The organism is Amycolatopsis pretoriensis (assembly GCF_900107925.1).
GTDB lineage: Bacteria > Actinomycetota > Actinomycetes > Mycobacteriales > Pseudonocardiaceae > Amycolatopsis > Amycolatopsis pretoriensis.
The window spans coordinates 292274-309012 of the sequence record NZ_FNUJ01000006.1; the positions used below are offsets into that span (position 1 = coordinate 292274).

A 16739-nucleotide genomic window follows, 5' to 3' on the forward strand; every position below is an offset into this window, starting at 1 on the left:
AAAAACCGGCACCGCTATCTTCACGGGCATGAGCGACGCCGCCGTCCGTCCCGCCGACCTGTCCGACGCCGCGGAGATCGCCCGCATCCAGCGCGACACCTGGCACGCCGCCTACGAGGACCTGCTCGGCAAGAACGCCCTGGCCGAGCTGGACGCCGCCGACCTCGCCGGCACCTGGACCGAGACCATCGACTACCCCGGCAGCCAGGTCTACGTCGCCACCGAGGGTGAGTTCACCGTCGGCTTCTGCGTCGCCGGCCAAGCCCCCGACGGCGAGGTCGCCGCCGCCGACGGCAGCCTCCCCGAAGACGCGGAGACCACCGGGCTGGTCGCGACCCTGCTCGTCGAGCCGCGGTGGGGCCGGCGCGGCCACGCCGGACGGCTACTCGCGACGGCCGCCGCGGGCCTCCGGGCCGACGGCGCCACGCGCGGCATCGCCTGGGTCGCCCAGGGCGACCACGCCTCCCTCGGCTTCTACCGCCGCGCCGGCTGGAACCCCGACGGCACGGTCCGCACCCTCGACACCGGCGACCGCATGGTCCGCGAGGTCCGGCTCACCGGCACCCTCGACCTCGCCCTGGCCTGAGTCGCGGAAGATCACCCACCGCATCACCGCGTACATGAACACGCCTTCGCACGCGCCCGCGAGCAGCCGTGACACGTGGTATTCGACGCCCAAAGCCGTCAGCCCTGCGCCCACACCCAGCAAAAACGCCGCGTAATTGACAGCAATCGCACCGATGTAAAGCACGAGCTGCATTCCGACGGCCGCGTGGGAATGGAAGTTGAACGTCCGGTTCAGCACGAAGCTCAGCCCGAACGCGCACACGTACGCCAGCGTGATCGAAAGCCACACCGGCCAGCCGAGCCCGCCGTGGAAGATCGTCAGCAACCCGAGGTCGACGCCGAACGTCAGACCGTTGATGACGCAGAAGCCCAGGAACGTCGGCGCCACGACCCGCGACAGACCCAGCGGGAGGACGCGCACGATCGCCTGGCAGAGGGCGCCGAATCGGTCGGCGGGCGTTCGGCGTTGCTCGGCGGCCACGCCGTCAGCGTTCCAGCGGGAGGTGGCCGGAAGACGTCACGCAGGTGATCTTCTGGTGCGGACCACCGGCCGAAGAGGGGGGTTAACCCCAGTGCGTGGAGATTTCGAACTGATAACTTGGAGTACACGAGCGAACCTGAGGAGGTGACACGATGAGCTGGATCCTGCTGACGCTGGGCGTCGCGTTCGGTTCGGCCATCGTGCCGCTGATCAACGCCGAAGTGTTCCTGCTCGGGCTGTGCGCGAGCCAGCCGGGGCTGCACTGGCTGTGGCTCGGGGCGGCGGTGGCCGTCGGGCAGATCGCCGGAAAAACGCTGTATTTTCTGGCCGCCCGCGGGACGATCAAGCTGCCGAAGGCCCTGCACGACCGCCTGCACCGCGAGCGGCCGCTGACCGAGCGACGCGTCCGCTGGCAGCTGCGCACCAAGCGCATCCGCGGCTGGGTCGAGGCGCTGCGCGAACGCTGCCACCGGCACCCGCACTGGATGGCGGGCACCTACGGGGTGAGTTCCCTGGTGGGGTTGCCCCCGTTCATGGCGACGAGCGTGCTGGCGGGGATGGTTCGCATGCGGCTCGCGACCTTCCTGACCACGGGTTTGGCCGGAAGGTGGATCCGCTTCAGTTTGATAGCGGCTTCACCCGCGGTGTTCGCGGGGTGGCTGCACCACTGAGGTCAGGGCGGTCCAGGCGGCGCGGGAGACGGTGAGCTGGCCCAGGTGACGGGCTTTCGTGTCCCGCACCCCGACGGTCTCGGCAACGGAGACCTCGACACACTCGGCTTCGGCTCCGCTGTAGCTCGACTTCCGCCAGTCGAAGCCCACCTCCACACACTCGGTTTGCACGCTGTGGCTCGACTTTCGCCAAGTGAAGCCCACCTCGACACACTCGGCTTCGTTTGCGCTGTAACTCGACTTGCGCCAGGTGAACACCTTGCCCCCTATCTCGCGGCCTCCCGAAGCAGGGCTCGCGAGGCCTCTTCGGTCAATGCCTTGCCCTCTAACAGCTTTACCAGCTTCTGGTACGGGGCGATACCCGCCGAATCGTGGACAAAGCCGCTCGCGTGGTAGTGCTCGAGCAGCACGATCGGCGGCGCATCGGAGAAGTCGTACAGGGTGAACATGCCGATCTTGCCCGGGTAGTAGCCCACATCTGCGGGCACCATCCGCACTGAAATGTTCGAGGCAGCGCTCAAGGCGAGCAGATGGTCGATCTGGTCGGACATGACGGCTGCATCGCCGACCGCCTCACGGATCGCCAGCTCGGAAACGATTGCCTTGAGGCGCACAGGGGCGCGCTTGAAAAGGACCTTTTGCCGATTCAGGCGCACCACAAGCCGTGCATCGGCATCTTGCACGCGGATGTCGGAGGCATTCAGGAGTTCGCGGGCGTAGTCGGGCGTCTGCAGCAGGCCCGGGACGATGAGTGGGGACCAGTTGGTGATCAGGCTCGCCGTGCGCTCGCATTGCATGACCGCCGTGAGGGCCGCGGGGAGATCCGACGGATTCGAGTCGAGCCAGTTGGGCTCCTTGGCGTGCGTTGCCACGTAGAGGATTCGGTCGGTCGTCGCCCGATCCACGCGCAGGTAGCCGAGAATGCGGGCCACCTCCTCGACCGGCGGCACCCGCAACCCCAGCTCCCACTGGGACAACAACCTCGGGTCGATCTCCAGCGCTCGCGCCAGCTCACGTAACCCGAACTTCCTTGCTTCGCGCACTTCGCGCAGCGAAGCGGACAACGCACGCAACCCCGGTGACGATGAAGTCGGTTTCATGCGGGCGATAGTACGAACGCCCGTCATTTCCCGAATGAACGACAACTGTCAGCGAATTGCCACACGGCCGTCCCGGCCACCGCGACGGCGAACGCCCAGCCGCCGAGCGGCTCGGCCAGCACCGCCACCGAAAAGCAGAACACCGCGAACCCGCCGAGCCCGCGCAGCACGCCCCGCATGGTCGCGGCCGCCGCCGGTGGGCCGCCCTGGGCCAGGGCGAACACCGCGACGACGCTCGTCCCGGTGGGAAAGGGTGCCAGGACGCCCGTCAGGTCCGGGCCGAGGCGGCCGGCCGCGGCCGTCACCGCCACGACGAGCCCCGCGGTCGCGACCGCACGGGCGGGCAGGTCCCACCACGGCGGCTTCACCGGGCCGGCCGTCCCGGGCGCCGGCAGGAGCCGTCCGCCGGCCCACGCCGCCGCCCAGGCCAGCCCCAGTGCGAGCCACACCGGCACCGGGGCGAAGGACAACGCCAGGTCCAGCGCGAGGCACACCAGCCAGCCGAGCAGCACCGTTCCCGGCCACCCGCGCACCCGGGACACCCGCGCGAAAACCACCGCGAACGCGGCCAGCGACACCAATCCCAGCAGCGAAGCCGAGGCCGCTCGCGCGGCGAACGCCGCACCGTGCTCCAGGTACGTGATCAGCAGGATCGGGCCCGCGACGACCGGCATCGCGACCAGCAGACCCGTCAGCCCGGGTCCCCACCGGCGTCCGGCCAGCGACGAGCCGACCACCAACAGGGGCGCCAGGACGAGCTTCAGCAGCAGCGTCACTGGGTCCAGCCTGCCAGAGCCGGGCACTTCCACGGGAAAGTGCCGGGGTCAGCGGTCCGCGGCCTCCAGCTCGACAGCCTTCTTCATCGTCTCGCGGGCCCGCCGGCGGTCACCCGCGATGTCGTACGCGTACGCCAGCTTGTACCAGGTCCGCCAGTTCTCCTGGTCCGCCTCGACCTCCGCGCGGCGCTCGGCGAACCACGCGTCGGCGGCGTCGCGGTCCACGCGGCCCGAGGGCCGGCGCGGGAGGTCCGAGACGTCCGGGAGCGCGCCCTCTTCATCGAGCCGGCGGGACAGGCGCTGGATCTGCACCCCGTTGCGCCAGGTCATCACCACGATCCACACGCCGAGCAGCGGCAGGAGGAACACGCCCACGCCCAGTGCGATGCCGACGCCCGTACCCGTCTTGAACAGGGCAACCGCCCTGTCCGCCAACAAGAACAGGTAGACGATCAGCGCCGCCGTCAGCAGCAGCGCAACGTTCCGTGCCTTCACAGGTCGAGGACGTTTTCCAGGCCGACCGTCAGGCCGGGCCGCTTCAGCACCTCGCGCACGCCGAGCAGCACGCCCGGCATGAACGACGTCCGGTCGAGGGAGTCGTGGCGGATCGTCAGGGTCTCCCCCTCGCCGCCGAACAGGATCTCCTCGTGCGCCACCAGACCCGGCAGCCGGACCGAGTGCACGCGGACCTCCTCGACCGTCGCGCCGCGGGCGCCGTCCAGCTCGGACGTCGTCGCGTCCGGGCCCGGCGTCACGCCCGCCTCCGCGCGCGCCGCGGCGATCATCCGGGCCGTGTGCGCGGCGGTGCCCGAAGGCGCGTCCGCCTTGCGGTTGTGGTGCAGCTCGATGATCTCCGCCGACGCGTAGAACTTCGCCGCCTGGGCCGCGAACCGCATCGCCAGAACCGCGCCAAGCGCGAAGTTCGGCGCGATCAGCACGCCCACGGACGGCTTCGGCTCCAGCAGACCGCGCAGCGAAGCCAGCCGCTCTTCGCTGAAGCCCGTCGTGCCGACGACCGCGTGGATGTCGTGCTCGACCAGGTACTCGAGGTTGCCCATGACGGCGTCGGGGTGGGTGAAGTCGACTACCACCTGGGCGTCGGCGAGCGCCGAAAAGTCGTCGCCCGCGTCGAGCGCGGCCACGAGCTTCAGGTCCGAAGCGCCTTCGACGGCGTTCACCACCGTCGCGCCCATCCGGCCGCGCGCACCGAGCACACCGACGTTGACGGTCATGAAGCGATCACCTCGTGCAGGTCGTCAGGAAGGTCGTCGGCGTGAGCGTACGGCCCGACGACCGCCGCCGCCGAGACCCCGCCCGGCCGCGCGAACAAAGTGCGAGCGAGCGCACACACGTCTTCGGTGGTGACGGCGTCGATGCGGGCGATCGTGTCGTCGACACCCAGGTACCGGCCGTAGTTGAGCTCGTTCTTGCCGATCCGCGACATCCGCGACGACGTGTCCTCCAGGCCCAGCACGATCCCGCCGCGCAGCTGGCCCTTGGCGCGGGCCACTTCGGCGTCGGTCAGGCCGTCGACGCCTACCTTGTCGAGCACCTCGCGGATGACGCCGGCGACGTCGCCGAGCTTCTCCGGCTGGCAGCCCGCGTACACGGCCATGTGGCCGGTGTCGGCGTAGCTCGCGACCGACGAGTACACCTGGTAGGCCAGCCCGCGCTGCTCGCGGATCTCCTGGAACAGCCGGGAGCTCATGCCGCCGCCGAGGGCCGCGTTGAGGACCGACAGCGCGAAGCGGCGGTCGTCGTGGCGCGACAGCGACCGCAGGCCGAGCATGACGTGCGCCTGCTCGGTGTCGTCGGTGTGCAGGGCGAGCTTCGGGAGCGTCTTGATCCGGGCGCGGCCTTCGCGGGGCGCGATCGGCGTCCCGGCGCCGTCGAGACGACCGCGCAGAGCCTTGCGGACCAGCCGCAGCACCTGGTTGTGGTCGATGTTCCCGGCGACGGACAGGACCATCCGCGGCAGCGTGTAGCGGCGCTTGTAAAAGTTCCGCAGGGCCGTCGGCGACATGTCGATGATGGACTTCTCGGTGCCCAGCACCGGCCGGCCGAGCGCGTGGTCGCCGAGGATCGCCGACACGAACGTCTCGTGCAGGAGGTCCTCGGGGTCGTCGTCGCGCATCGAGATCTCTTCGAGGACGACGCTGCGTTCCATGTCCATGTCGCGGTCGGTGCAGAGCGCCTCGAAGACGACGTCGGTGACCAGGTCGACCGCGAGCGGGAGGTCGGCGTCGAGCACCTGCGCGTAGTAGCAGGTGTGCTCCTTCGCCGTGAAGGCGTTGAACTCGCCGCCGACGGCGTCGATCTCTTCGGCGATCTGCGTGGCGTCGCGGTTCTTGGTGCCCTTGAACAGCAGGTGCTCGAGGTAGTGCGCGGCGCCGGCGACGGCGGCGGGCTCGTCGCGGGAGCCGATGCCGACCCACAGCCCGACCGTGGCCGAGCGGGAGGCCGGGACGTGCTCGGTGATCACGCGCAGGCCGCCGGGGAGGACGCTGCGCTTGACGACCGCGCCGTCCGGGGTGGACTCGAGCGTGCGGGTGGTGCCGACGGGCTGTTCGTGCCCGGAAACCTGCCGTGCCATGGGGTCCTTACTCACGATGCCGTGAAGGCCCCCTCGCCGGGGAAACGGCGAGAGGGCCTTCGACGGAACTGGTGTTACTTGGCGTCGGCCTTCTCGGCGTCGGCGGGCTTGTCACCCTCGGCCGCCGGAGCCTCGTCTTCCTTGACGACGATCAGGCTGATCTTGCCGCGGTTGTCGATGTCGGCGATCTCGACGCGGAGCTTGTCGCCCACGTTGACGACGTCCTCGACCTTGGCGATCCGCTTGCCGTTGCCCAGCTTGGAGATGTGCACCAGGCCGTCCTTGCCCGGCAGCAGCGAGACGAACGCGCCGAACGCGGCCGTCTTCACCACGGTGCCGAGGAAGCGCTCGCCGACCTTGGGCAGCTGCGGGTTCGCGATGGCGTTGATCAGGTCGATCGCCGCCTCCGCCGACGGGCCGTCCGAAGCGCCCACGTAGATCGTGCCGTCGTCCTCGATGGAGATGTCGGCGCCGGTCTGCTCGGTGATCGAGTTGATCATCTTGCCCTTCGGGCCGATGACCTCGCCGATCTTGTCGACCGGGATCTTCACGCTGGTGACGCGCGGCGAGTACGGGCTCATCTCGTCCGGGCTGTCGATCGCCTCGGCGATGACCTCCAGGATGGTGGTCCGGGCGTCCTTCGCCTGCTTCAGCGCGGCCGCGAGGACCTCCGACGGGATGCCGTCGAGCTTCGTGTCCAGCTGCAGCGCGGTGATGATGTCCTTGGTGCCGGCGACCTTGAAGTCCATGTCGCCCAGGGCGTCCTCGGCACCGAGGATGTCGGTGAGCGCCACGTACCGGGTCTCGCCGTCGACCTCGTCCGAGACCAGGCCCATCGCGATGCCCGCGACCGGCGCCTTCAGCGGCACGCCGGCGTTGTACAGGCTCATCGTGGACGCGCAGACCGAGCCCATCGAGGTCGAGCCGTTGGAGCCCAGCGCCTCGGAGACCTGGCGGATCGCGTACGGGAACTCGTCGCGCTTCGGCAGCACCGGCACCAGGGCGCGCTCGGCGAGCATGCCGTGGCCGATTTCGCGGCGCTTCGGCGAACCGACGCGACCGGTCTCACCGGTGGAGAAGGGCGGGAAGTTGTAGTGGTGCAGGTAGCGCTTCGTCGTCTCCGGGGAGAGCGAGTCGATCTGCTGCTCCATGCGCAGCATGTTCAGCGTGGTGACGCCCAGGATCTGGGTTTCCCCACGTTCAAAGAGTGCCGAACCGTGCGCCCGCGGGATCACGGCGACCTCGGCCGCGAGCGACCGGATGTCGGTGAGGCCACGGCCGTCCATGCGGATCTTCTCCGTGAGGACGCGCTGGCGCATGATCTTCTTCGTCAGGGCCTTGAACGCCCCGCCGATCTCCTTGTCGCGGCCCTCGAAGGCTTCGCCCTCGCCGAGGCCGACCTTCTCCAGCACGGCGGCCTTGACCTGGTCGGTCGCGGCGTCGCGGTCCTGCTTGCCGGCGATCTGGAGGGCGTTCGCCAGGTCGTCGGTCGCGATGGCGGCGACGGCCTCGTAGACGTCCTGCTGGTAGGCCGGGTAGACCGGGAACTCGCCGGTCGGCTTCGCGGCGGCGTCGGCCAGGCGCTGCTGCGCCTCGCACAGGACCTTGATGAACGGCTTCGCGGCCTCGAGGCCCGCGGCGACCGCGACCTCGTCCGGCGCGGTGCCGCCGGCGGCGATCAGGTCGAGCGTGTGCTCGGTGCCCTCGGCCTCGACCATCATGATCGCGACGTCATCGCCGACGATGCGGCCCGCGACCACCATGTTGAAGGTGGCCTTCTCCAGCTGCGACCAGGTCGGGAACGCAACCCACTGGCCCTCGATCAGCGCGACGCGGACGCCGCCGACCGGGCCGGAGAACGGCAGGCCGGCGATCTGGGTCGACGCCGAGGCGGCGTTGATGGCCAGGACGTCGTACGGGTCGTCCGGGTTGAGGCTCTGGACGGTGATGACGACCTGGATCTCGTTGCGGAGACCGTCGGCGAACGACGGGCGCAGCGGCCGGTCGATCAGGCGGCAGGTCAGGATCGCGTCGGTCGACGGGCGGCCCTCGCGGCGGAAGAACGCGCCGGGGATGCGGCCCGCGGCGTACATGCGCTCTTCGACGTCCACGGTCAGCGGGAAGAAGTCGAAGTGCTCCTTCGGGTGCTTCGACGCGGTCGTCGCCGAGAGCAGCATGGTCTCTTCGTCGAGGTACGCGACGACGGCGCCGGCGGCCTGCTTGGCCAGGCGGCCCGTCTCGAAACGAACGGTGCGAGTGCCGAACTTGCCGTTGTCGATCACGGCTTCGGTCTCGTGCACGGTGACTCCGGTGGAGTCGGTCATAGGGTGTTTCTCCTCTTTAGTTCCATCGCATCCGGCGCGAGTCTCCCACCCTGGGACCCGTTTCGCCTGAGGACGCTCGAGGAGAGGTGCCGGTCTTCGATCGAAGCCCCCGGGACGCTTCCCGGGAACCACTACCGAGGACCGGCGGACGGATCCTCGTGCGCGCTCGCGCCGTTTCTGTCCTTCTGCACCGAGGGGGAGCAGCCGGCGGCCACTCCCCCTCGGGTTGAAGCTATCGGCGCAGGCCGAGGCGCTGGATCAGCGCACGGTAACGCTCGATGTCCACCTTCATCACGTAGTTCAGCAGCCGGCGGCGACGGCCGACCAGCAGCAGGAGCCCGCGACGCGAGTGGTGGTCGTGCTTGTGAGCCTTGAGGTGCTCGGTGAGGCCGACGATCCGCTTGGTCAGCAGCGCGACCTGGGCCTCGGGGGATCCCGTGTCCGAGTCGTGCACGCCGTACTCGGCCAGGATCGACTTCTTCTCTTCGGTGGACAGCGCCACTTGTGTTGCTCCTCGAAATAATCAGTGCCGTGCGGCCCCGGACGCCGGATGCACGCCGGGAAGACGGTCACGGCCGCCACGGACTGCAGCCGGACCCGCTCGTGAGGTTACCAGCCCGCTGAACAGCGTCTTCAGGCGCCGTCCAGCTCGAAGACGCGCGCCACCCGGTAGCGGGGGCCACCCGGCTCGCGCTCGCTGGTCATCAGCGCCACCTCGGCGGCGCGCCAGCTCCGGCTCGTGAAGCCGGCGAGCTCTTCGGTCCAACGCGCGGCGAGCCCGGGTTCTTCCCGGGGGAACCGCGCGAGCGTCAGGTGGGCCGTGTAGGGCCTCGCCTCGGCGTCGGCCCCCGCGGCGTGCGCGAGGGGCGTCAGCTCCGATCCGGCGACAGTCAACCACAGCACCCCGGGGAACGTCGCGGCCTTTTCCAGCCGGACGTCGACGCTCGCCCGCCCGGTCAGGCGGTCGGCCAGCCAGGCCGCGCGGGTCTCGACGTCGTCGGGCCCGTAGTAGGCGAGGGTGACGTGCCAGCGCTCCGGCGGCTCCCAGCGCAGGCCGTCGCCGGGTTCGCCGAGGGCCGCGGCGACCTGCTCGACGACGTCGTCCGGCGGGACCAGCGCGCTGAACAGGACCGGCATCAGGAGCCGTTGCCCGCCCGGCGCAGCAGGTCGGCGATGGCCGGGAAGTCGTCGTCGAGGCGCTTGGCGGCCTCGCCGAGGTCCTCGTCCTCGGCGACGTCACGCAGGTAGGCGAGGACGCGGCGGTCCTCGTTGATCACCGGGATGTTGTCGCGGCCGACGGTCGGACGGGAGTCGCGGACGTCCTCCATCGCGGCGAGCATCGCGTCGCGGTTGCCCGCGGCGACCTCGGGCACGAGGATCTTGCGCTCGAGCATGATCATCCTGGCCAGCACGACCGGGTTGCCGATCTTGGCCCGCCGGCCGCTCATCACCTGGCTGAGCATGGGGGCGCTGATCCCGAGGACCTCGGCCAGGAACGCCTGCGAAACGTCGAAAGCGACCACGAGCCGGCGCACGCGGTCGCCGAGCGGCTCCCCGTACCACTCGCGCTGCAACGCGATGTTGCGCTGGACGATCTTGTGGTCCTCCACCAGTCCCAATCCCCTAACCCCGCTCGCGCACACCGTCCGTGAGCATTTTGCCATCGCTGTCACGTGCGTGAACGCGAATTCCCCTATTCGCCCCCGGTAGGGGTGTCCGGGGGCACCTCCAGTGCCTTTCTCGTCTCGATCACGTCGTCGTCGATCTGCGTGACCAGCCCGGCCGAGTCGGCGAACCGGACCTGGTCGCGCAGCCGCGTCACGAAGTCGATGGCCACGTGCTGGCCGTAGAAGTCCTCGTCGACGTCGAGGACGAACGCCTCGACGGTCCGCTCGCGCCCGGAGAACGTCGGGTTCGTGCCGACCGAGACCGCGGCGCGCAGCCGGCGCGACGGATCGGCCGAGCGGGTGAACCAGGCGCTGTAGACGCCGTCGGCCGGGACGGCGGCGAAGCGGGGCGTCGACAGGTTCGCCGTCGGGTAGCCGAGCTCGTGGCCGCGGCCGTCGCCGCGCACGACGATGCCTTCGAGGCGGTGCGGCCGGCCGAGCGCTTCGGCCGCGGCGACGACGTCCCCGGCGTCGATGCACGACCGGACGTAGGTGCTGGAGAACGTGATCGCCGACTGGTCCTCTTCGGACAGTTCTTTGCCCTGCAGTTCGGCGCCGTAGGCGGCGAAGCCGAACCGGCGGCCGAGGGTGCGCAGCAGGGCGACGTCGCCGGCGGCCTTGGCGCCGAAGGTGAAGTTGTCGCCGACGATCACCGCGGCCGCGTGCAGCCGGTCGACGAGCACCTCGTGCACGAACTCCTCCGGCTGCAGCCGGGACAGCTCCAGGGTGAAGGGCAGCACGCAGAAGACGTCGATGCCGAGGCCTTCGACGATCTCCGCCTTGCGCCGCAACGTGGTCAGCTGCGCCGGGTGGCTGCCCGGGCGCAGGACCTCCGACGGGTGCGGGTCGAACGTCAGCATCACGCTCGGCAGCCCGCGTTCGGCCGCCGCGGCGACGGTCCGGCTCACCAGCTCCTGGTGCCCGCGGTGCACACCGTCGAACACGCCGATGGTGACCACGCACCGGCCCCAGCCCCCGGGGAGGTCCCCCAGCCCACGCCACCGCAGCACGTCAGACTCCCGTCTCTCAAGAGCCACCCTAGGCGGGCAGCAACACCACCACTGCGCGGGACACGCCTTCTTCGTCGGCGGCCAGCGCGAGCACCCGGCCGTCGGGCCCGAAGACGCCGTAAGTTCCGTCGAGACCGGCGGCCGGGATGCGCTGGCCGTGCCGGACCGCCTTCGCCGTGGCGGCGTCGAGGTCGCGGCGCGGGAAGGCCGCGGCGACCGCGGCGTCGAGGTCCAGGCTCAGTTCCGGCTGCTCTTCGAGCTGGTCGAGGGTCCGGGCCTTGGCGAGGGTGAACGGGCCGACAGTCGTGCGCCGCAGCGCCTTCAGGTGCCCGCCGACGCCGAGGTCCGCGCCGAGGTCGCGGGCCAGCGCGCGGACGTAGGTGCCGGACGAGCACTCGACGACGGCGTCGACCTCGACGCGGTCGTCCTCGTGGCGGATGCCGAGGACGTCGAAGCGGTAGACGGTCACCGGACGGGCCGGGATCACGACGTCCTCGCCGGCGCGGACGCGGGCGTAGGCGCGCTTGCCGTCGATCTTGACCGCGCTGACCGCGCTCGGCACCTGCTGGATGTCGCCGGTGAGCTTTTCGACGCCGTTCGCGATGTCTTCGTCGGTGACGTTCGCGGTCTCGGCTTCGGTGAGGACCTCGCCCTCGGCGTCGTCGGTCGTGGTGCTGCTGCCGAGGCTGAGGGTGGCGAGGTAGGTCTTGCGGTCCAGCGCCAGGTGGCCGAGCAGCTTGGTCGCGCGCTCGATGCCGAGCACCAGCACGCCGGTCGCCATCGGGTCGAGCGTGCCGGCGTGCCCGACCTTGCGGGTGCCCATGATCCGGCGGGCGCGGGCGACGACGTCGTGCGACGTCATGCCGGCGGGCTTGTCGACGATCAGGAGACCGGGCGGCGGGGCGGGACGGCGGGGCGGTTTGGGGCTCGACACGCGGCAAACCCTACTGGCCGCCGATCGTGGGTCGATCAGGCCGCTCGGGCAGGCTGGGCGCATGCGGATCAGACACCAGGTGGTCACCTTCGACGCGGCCGACCTCGCGGCCGAAAGCAGCTTCTGGGCCGGCGTGCTCGGCGGCGAGGTGGACGAGGACGGCGATTGGCACATGGTCACCGTGGCCGGGGCGCCGCGGATCGGCGTCCAGCTCGCGCCCGGCCACACGCCGCCGGCGTGGCCGGACGGGCCGGTACCCCAGCAGGTGCACCTCGACCTGTGGGTCGAGGACTTCGCCGAAGCCCACGAACACGTCACGGCGCTCGGTGCCACCGTGCTGAAGGCCGCGGCCGGCAGCACGTCCGGCGACGACTTCCAGGTGTACGCCGACCCGGCCGGGCACCCCTTCTGCCTGTGCTGGCTGGTGCCCTGACACTCCGGCGGCCACGATCGGCGTCCGCCAGGATGGGGGTGTGACGGACATCGAAGCCCGGGCCGTCCGGCCCGCCGAACTGGAAGCCGTCGCCGAACTGCGGTGGCGCTGGGTGGCCGAGCAGGACGGCCTGCCCGGTGACGGCCGCGCGGAGTTCGTGCGCGAGTTCGCCCGGTGGGCGCGGGAGAACGCGGCCACCCACCACTGCCTCGTGGTCGTACAGGACGGGCGGGTGCTCGGGATGGCGTTCCTGGCGGTCACCCCGCGCGTGCCGACGCCGACGGCGTTCACGAGGGCCTGCGGCGACGTGCAGAGCGTCTACGTCGTGCCGGAAGCGCGTCGCGGCGGGCTCGGCGGGATGCTGATCGAAGCCGTCCTGCGGCTGGCCGAAGAGCTGGAGCTGGAGCGCGTCACCGTGCACTCCTCGGGGTCGGCCGTGCCGGCCTACGAGCGGCGCGGGTTCGCGGTCGCGCCGCAGCTGCTGCAGGCGTCGGTCAAGCGGCCACGATCGGCGTCTCCGGCAGGGCGGCGTCCCAGCGGCGGCGGGTGATCCGGACGGGCAGCTCCTCGCCGCGGGCCTCGGCCAGGAAGAGGTGGGCGCGGGTGCGGCGCCACCACACGAGCATCCGGGCCGTGCCCAGCGCCAGGATCGCGACGATGGCCAGCAGCGAGAGCCGGAAGCTGCCGCCGGTCCACTGCAGCAGCACGCCGACGAGCAGGGCGGCGATGGTCGTCGCCACGAAGCCGCCGACGTTCACCACGCCGGTCGCGGTGCCGACGCGGCTGAGCGGGTTGTAGTCGCGGGCGAGGGCGAAGCCGATCATCGACGCCGGGCCGCCGAGGGCGAGGAACGCGAAGGCGGGCACCAGGACCGGCACGGGCACCGTGCCCGGCCAGCTCAGCAGCAGCGCCCAGATCAGCGCGGCCCCGCCGATGTAGCCGCCGACCAGCGGCATCCGCAGCGACGGGTGCCGGCCGATCACGCCGCCGAGCAGCGGGCCGCCGGCCATCGAGCCGAAGACGAACACGGTGAGCAGCGCACTGGCGGTGGCCTTCGACTGGCCCTGGCCCTGCACGAGCCACGGGACGCCCCACAGCAGCGTCAGGGCGTTGGGGGCGAACATCGTGCTGAAGTGGACCCAGAAGCCCAGGCGCGTCCCCGGCGTCCGCCAGGCCTCGGCGACCTGGTGGGCGAGCTGGCGCGGACGGACTTCTTCGCGGACGGGCGGCTGTTCGCCGGCCGGGACGTCGCGGACGCGCAGGGCCACGACGACGGTGTAGAGGACGGTGATGGCGCCGACGGCGAGGAAGGTCGGCGTCCAGCCGGCGCCGTCGAGCACCAGCGAGAGCGGGACGGTGGCGGCGAGGTTGCCGATGTAGCCGACGGCCGCGGTGAACGACGTCAGCAGCGCGTACTGGCGGCCCGGGAAGTGGGCGGCGACCAGGCGCAGGACGCTGACGAAGGTGAGCGCGTCGCCGAGGCCGAGGACGCCGCGGGCGAGCAGGCCGAGGCCGTAGGAGTGGGCGACGCCGAGGAGGAGCTGGCCGGCGCCCAGGATCAGCACGGCGACGGTGAGGACGCGGCGGGGGCCGTAGCGGTCGACCAGGACGCCGGTCGGGATCTGCATGGCGGCGTAGACGCCCACCTGCAGGACGGTGAACGTCCCGAGCGCGGCCGCACCGACGCCGAAGCGTTCGGCCGCCTGCAGCCCGGCGACGCCGAAGGAGGTGCGGTGGAAGACCGCGAGGAGGTAGACGGTGACGGCGGCGAGCCAGATGAGCCAGGACCGGGCGGTGGCGCGGCCGGTGGCGGGCGGCACAAGTTCCTCCAGGGATTCGGCGTTTCGTGGTGGACGCCTGCGCTGCCGTCCCTACTACTTGTAGCGCCTAAGCAACGACGAAACATAGCTGTTATCCCGGTGGCGTTCACCACATGGTTTTATGTGAATCTCCTTCATATTCGGGGGTGGTGTGGTGACCGGGCTCCACGGGGCGCACGCGGTGATCACGGGCGGGTCCAGCGGGATCGGGCTGGCGACGGCGGCGGCACTGGGTGCGCGTGGCGCGTCGGTGTCACTGGTGGCGCGGGACGAATCCCGGCTGCGGAAGGCGTCCGTGTCGTTGAAGTCACGCGGGTATTCGGTGCGGACCGCGGTGGCCGACGTCTCCTCGCAGGAGGAGGTGGCCGCGGCTTTCGCTGGTTTGGTTTCCGTCGCCGGGCCGTGCGATGTGCTGGTGACGTGTGCGGGGCAGGCGCGTCCGGGCGAGTTTCTTTCGCTGGACGACGAGGTGTTCCGGCGGATGGTGGAGGTCGACTACTTCGGGACGCTGCACGCGGTTCGGGAGGTGGCGCCGTCGATGGTCCGGCGGCGGTCGGGATCGATCGTGGCGATTTCCTCGGCGGCCGCGGTGCTGGGGATTTACGGGTACACGGCGTACGCGCCGGCGAAGTTCGCGGTGCGGGGGTTGATGGAGGCGTTGCGGGACGAGCTGAACCCGGCCGGGGTGCACGTCGCTTGTGTGTATCCGCCGGACGTGGACACGCCGCAGCTGGCCGAGGAGAACCGGTGGAAGCCGGTCGAGACGGCGGCGATCAGCGGGACCATCCGGCCGATGGCGGCGGAGGCCGTCGCTTCGGCGATCGTGCGGGCGGTGGAGCGGGAACGGTACGCCGTCTACCCGGATCGGTCGGTGGCTTTGCTGGCGGCTTTGGGGCCGTTGGCGGCGCCGTTCTTGCGGCGGATGGTGGACCGGCGGGTCCGGCACGCCCGGCGGGCTTGACTCACGCGGGGCGGATCGCTCCCGTCACCGCCCAGTTGCCGCCCCGCCAGCGGACCAGCACGAACACCAGCCTCAGCACCATGAAGAGCGACAGCCCGATCCAAATCCCCGTCAGGCCCCACCCGAAGGCCAGCGAAGCCCAGATCAGCGGCAAGAAACCCAGGGCCGCGCTGCCGAGGGTCGCGTTGCGCAGGAAGGCCGCGTCGCCCGCTCCCAGCAACACTCCGTCCAAGGCGAACACCACCCCCGCTATCGGCTGCAGGGCCACGAAGAACCACCACGCGTGCGGGATCTCGGCCAGCACCCCCTGATCCGACGTGAACGCGTGCGGCAGCACCCACGACAGCGCCGCGAACAGCACGCACAGGAAGCACCCCAGCAGGAGCCCGTACCCCGTGATCTGCGCCGCCACCCCGCGCGCCTGCCTCGCCGAGTTCGCGCCCAAGGCGGCGCCCACCAGGGACTGGGCCGCGATCGCCACCGAGTCCAGCACCAGCGCCAGGAACGTCCACAGCTGCAGCACCACCTGGTGCGCGCCCACCGCTTCCGTCGACGTGCGGGCCGCCACCGCCGCCGCCGAAATGAAGCACGCTTGGAACGCCAGGCTGCGCAGCACCAGGTCGCGGCCCAGGCCCAGCTGGGCGCGCATCACCTTGAAGTCCGGGCGCAGGCCGACCTTTTCGCGCACCAGCGCCACGATGAACAGCGACGCCGAGATCACCTGCGCCACGACGTTCGCGATCGCCGAGCCCTCCAGCCCGAGGTCCGCGCCGTAGACGAGCACCGGGCACAGCACCGCGGAAATCCCGTTGCCCGCCAGCACGTACCGCAGCGGCTTCGCGGCGTCCTGGACCCCGCGCATCCAGCCGTTGCCCGCCATGGTGACGAGGATCAGCGGCGCCCCGAACAGCGCGATCCGCACCCACGACACGGCCGCGCCGGCGACCTCGTCACTGCCCGACAGCGCCCGCGCGATCGGCCACGCCAGCAGCTGCCCCGCCGCCAGCACCACGAGCCCGACGAGCACCGCCAGCCACGTCGCCTGGACGCCTTCGCGGACCGCGTCGGCGCGCCGGCCGGCCCCGTGCAGCCGGGCGGTGCGGGACGTCGTGCCGTACGACAGGAACGTCAGCTGGCTCGACACCTGGGCCAGCACGACCCCGCCGAGCGCGAGCCCGGCCAGCGGCAGCGCGCCCAGGTGGCCGACGACGGCGGTGTCGACCAGCACGTACAACGGCTCGGCGGCCAGCACCCCCAGCGCGGGCACGGCCAGGCCGAGCACGCGCTTGGCCGGGAGCCGCTCCGTCTCCTCCACGTTCACCACGAACCGGACTCTAACCGCCGGGGCCGACAGTTTCTGACCGGTGGGAACTGGGGAACTTTCGACGGCTGTCGTCCGACT

General features: G+C 71.0%; 19 protein-coding genes and 1 pseudogene. 5 read left to right on the plus strand and 15 right to left on the minus strand.

The features are described 5' to 3' along the window. Positions 1-28: 28 nt before the first annotated feature. The gene (locus BLV96_RS27365; protein WP_086675110.1) at positions 29-586 is read left to right on the plus strand and encodes a GNAT family N-acetyltransferase; all 558 of its coding nucleotides are present in this window, start codon (positions 29-31) and stop codon (positions 584-586) included. Between the two features lie 66 nt (positions 587-652). Here the strand turns inward: BLV96_RS27365 and BLV96_RS27370 are convergent. After that, positions 653-1048, minus strand: a pseudogene (locus BLV96_RS27370) (GtrA family protein); the annotation flags it as partial. Between the two features lie 152 nt (positions 1049-1200). Here BLV96_RS27370 and BLV96_RS27375 point away from each other — a divergent pair. Then, positions 1201-1719 carry a YqaA family protein gene (locus BLV96_RS27375; protein WP_086675111.1) on the plus strand — a complete coding sequence of 173 codons (519 nt, stop codon included), beginning with the start codon at positions 1201-1203 and terminating at the stop codon, positions 1717-1719. Here the strand turns inward: BLV96_RS27375 and BLV96_RS27380 are convergent. From BLV96_RS27380 to truB, 12 genes are all read right to left on the minus strand, one after another. Next, positions 1684-1977, minus strand: coding sequence for a DUF397 domain-containing protein (locus tag BLV96_RS27380; RefSeq protein ID WP_086675112.1), 294 nt, complete (start codon positions 1975-1977; stop codon positions 1684-1686). The two genes, BLV96_RS27375 and BLV96_RS27380, sit on opposite strands and share 36 nt — an antisense overlap. Before the next feature lie 8 nt (positions 1978-1985). Continuing rightward, on the minus strand, positions 1986-2819 hold the full coding sequence (locus BLV96_RS27385; protein WP_167379752.1) for a Scr1 family TA system antitoxin-like transcriptional regulator: 834 nt from the start codon (positions 2817-2819) through the stop codon (positions 1986-1988). Positions 2820-2842: 23 nt separating this feature from the next. Then, positions 2843-3595, minus strand: a complete 753-nt coding sequence (locus BLV96_RS27390) for a hypothetical protein (RefSeq protein ID WP_091389572.1) — start codon at positions 3593-3595, stop codon at positions 2843-2845. A 48-nt stretch (positions 3596-3643) separates the two neighbouring features. Continuing rightward, the gene (locus BLV96_RS27395) at positions 3644-4090 is read right to left on the minus strand and encodes a tetratricopeptide repeat protein (protein ID WP_086683287.1); all 447 of its coding nucleotides are present in this window, start codon (positions 4088-4090) and stop codon (positions 3644-3646) included. Next, positions 4087-4827 carry a 4-hydroxy-tetrahydrodipicolinate reductase gene (gene dapB, locus BLV96_RS27400; protein WP_086683285.1) on the minus strand — a complete coding sequence of 247 codons (741 nt, stop codon included), beginning with the start codon at positions 4825-4827 and terminating at the stop codon, positions 4087-4089. The genes BLV96_RS27395 and dapB overlap by 4 nt, the downstream gene beginning before the upstream one ends. Further along, the gene (locus tag BLV96_RS27405) at positions 4824-6188 is read right to left on the minus strand and encodes a M16 family metallopeptidase (RefSeq protein ID WP_086683282.1); all 1365 of its coding nucleotides are present in this window, start codon (positions 6186-6188) and stop codon (positions 4824-4826) included. Before BLV96_RS27405 ends, dapB begins: the two co-directional genes overlap by 4 nt. Before the next feature lie 74 nt (positions 6189-6262). Further along, entirely contained in the window at positions 6263-8512 is a 2250-nt protein-coding gene (locus BLV96_RS27410) for a polyribonucleotide nucleotidyltransferase (protein ID WP_086683279.1), read from the minus strand. Positions 8513-8744: 232 nt separating this feature from the next. Further along, positions 8745-9014 carry a 30S ribosomal protein S15 gene (rpsO, locus tag BLV96_RS27415; protein ID WP_003084034.1) on the minus strand — a complete coding sequence of 90 codons (270 nt, stop codon included), beginning with the start codon at positions 9012-9014 and terminating at the stop codon, positions 8745-8747. Positions 9015-9145: 131 nt separating this feature from the next. Beyond that, positions 9146-9649, minus strand: a complete 504-nt coding sequence (gene thpR / locus BLV96_RS27420; protein WP_086683276.1) for an RNA 2',3'-cyclic phosphodiesterase — start codon at positions 9647-9649, stop codon at positions 9146-9148. After that, positions 9649-10122: a helix-turn-helix domain-containing protein gene (locus BLV96_RS27425; RefSeq protein ID WP_086683272.1), complete on the minus strand. Its 474-nt coding sequence runs from the start codon at positions 10120-10122 to the stop codon at positions 9649-9651. The genes thpR and BLV96_RS27425 overlap by 1 nt, the downstream gene beginning before the upstream one ends. A gap of 83 nt (positions 10123-10205) precedes the next feature. Then, positions 10206-11189, minus strand: coding sequence for a bifunctional riboflavin kinase/FAD synthetase (locus BLV96_RS27430; protein WP_167379753.1), 984 nt, complete (start codon positions 11187-11189; stop codon positions 10206-10208). 28 nt (positions 11190-11217) lie between these two features. Next, the gene (gene truB / locus BLV96_RS27435; RefSeq protein WP_086683269.1) at positions 11218-12123 is read right to left on the minus strand and encodes a tRNA pseudouridine(55) synthase TruB; all 906 of its coding nucleotides are present in this window, start codon (positions 12121-12123) and stop codon (positions 11218-11220) included. A gap of 61 nt (positions 12124-12184) precedes the next feature. Between truB and BLV96_RS27440 the strand changes: the two genes are divergently transcribed. Continuing rightward, positions 12185-12556: a VOC family protein gene (locus tag BLV96_RS27440; protein ID WP_086683266.1), complete on the plus strand. Its 372-nt coding sequence runs from the start codon at positions 12185-12187 to the stop codon at positions 12554-12556. Between the two features lie 40 nt (positions 12557-12596). Beyond that, on the plus strand, positions 12597-13106 hold the full coding sequence (locus tag BLV96_RS27445) for a GNAT family N-acetyltransferase (protein ID WP_086683263.1): 510 nt from the start codon (positions 12597-12599) through the stop codon (positions 13104-13106). On the opposite strand, the gene BLV96_RS27450 is transcribed toward BLV96_RS27445, so the two are convergent. After that, positions 13051-14376 carry an MFS transporter gene (locus tag BLV96_RS27450; RefSeq protein WP_086683260.1) on the minus strand — a complete coding sequence of 442 codons (1326 nt, stop codon included), beginning with the start codon at positions 14374-14376 and terminating at the stop codon, positions 13051-13053. The two genes, BLV96_RS27445 and BLV96_RS27450, sit on opposite strands and share 56 nt — an antisense overlap. 154 nt (positions 14377-14530) lie before the next feature. On the opposite strand from BLV96_RS27450, the gene BLV96_RS27455 reads away from it, so the two are divergent. Continuing rightward, complete coding sequence (locus BLV96_RS27455; protein ID WP_158104229.1) at positions 14531-15337, plus strand: SDR family oxidoreductase; 807 nt, start codon at positions 14531-14533, stop codon at positions 15335-15337. Position 15338: 1 nt separating this feature from the next. Here BLV96_RS27455 and BLV96_RS27460 read toward each other — a convergent pair whose 3' ends face one another. Then, positions 15339-16658 (minus strand): MATE family efflux transporter, encoded by a 1320-nt coding sequence (locus BLV96_RS27460; RefSeq protein ID WP_091389652.1) that lies wholly within the window; start codon positions 16656-16658, stop codon positions 15339-15341. Positions 16659-16739: the final 81 nt, after the last annotated feature.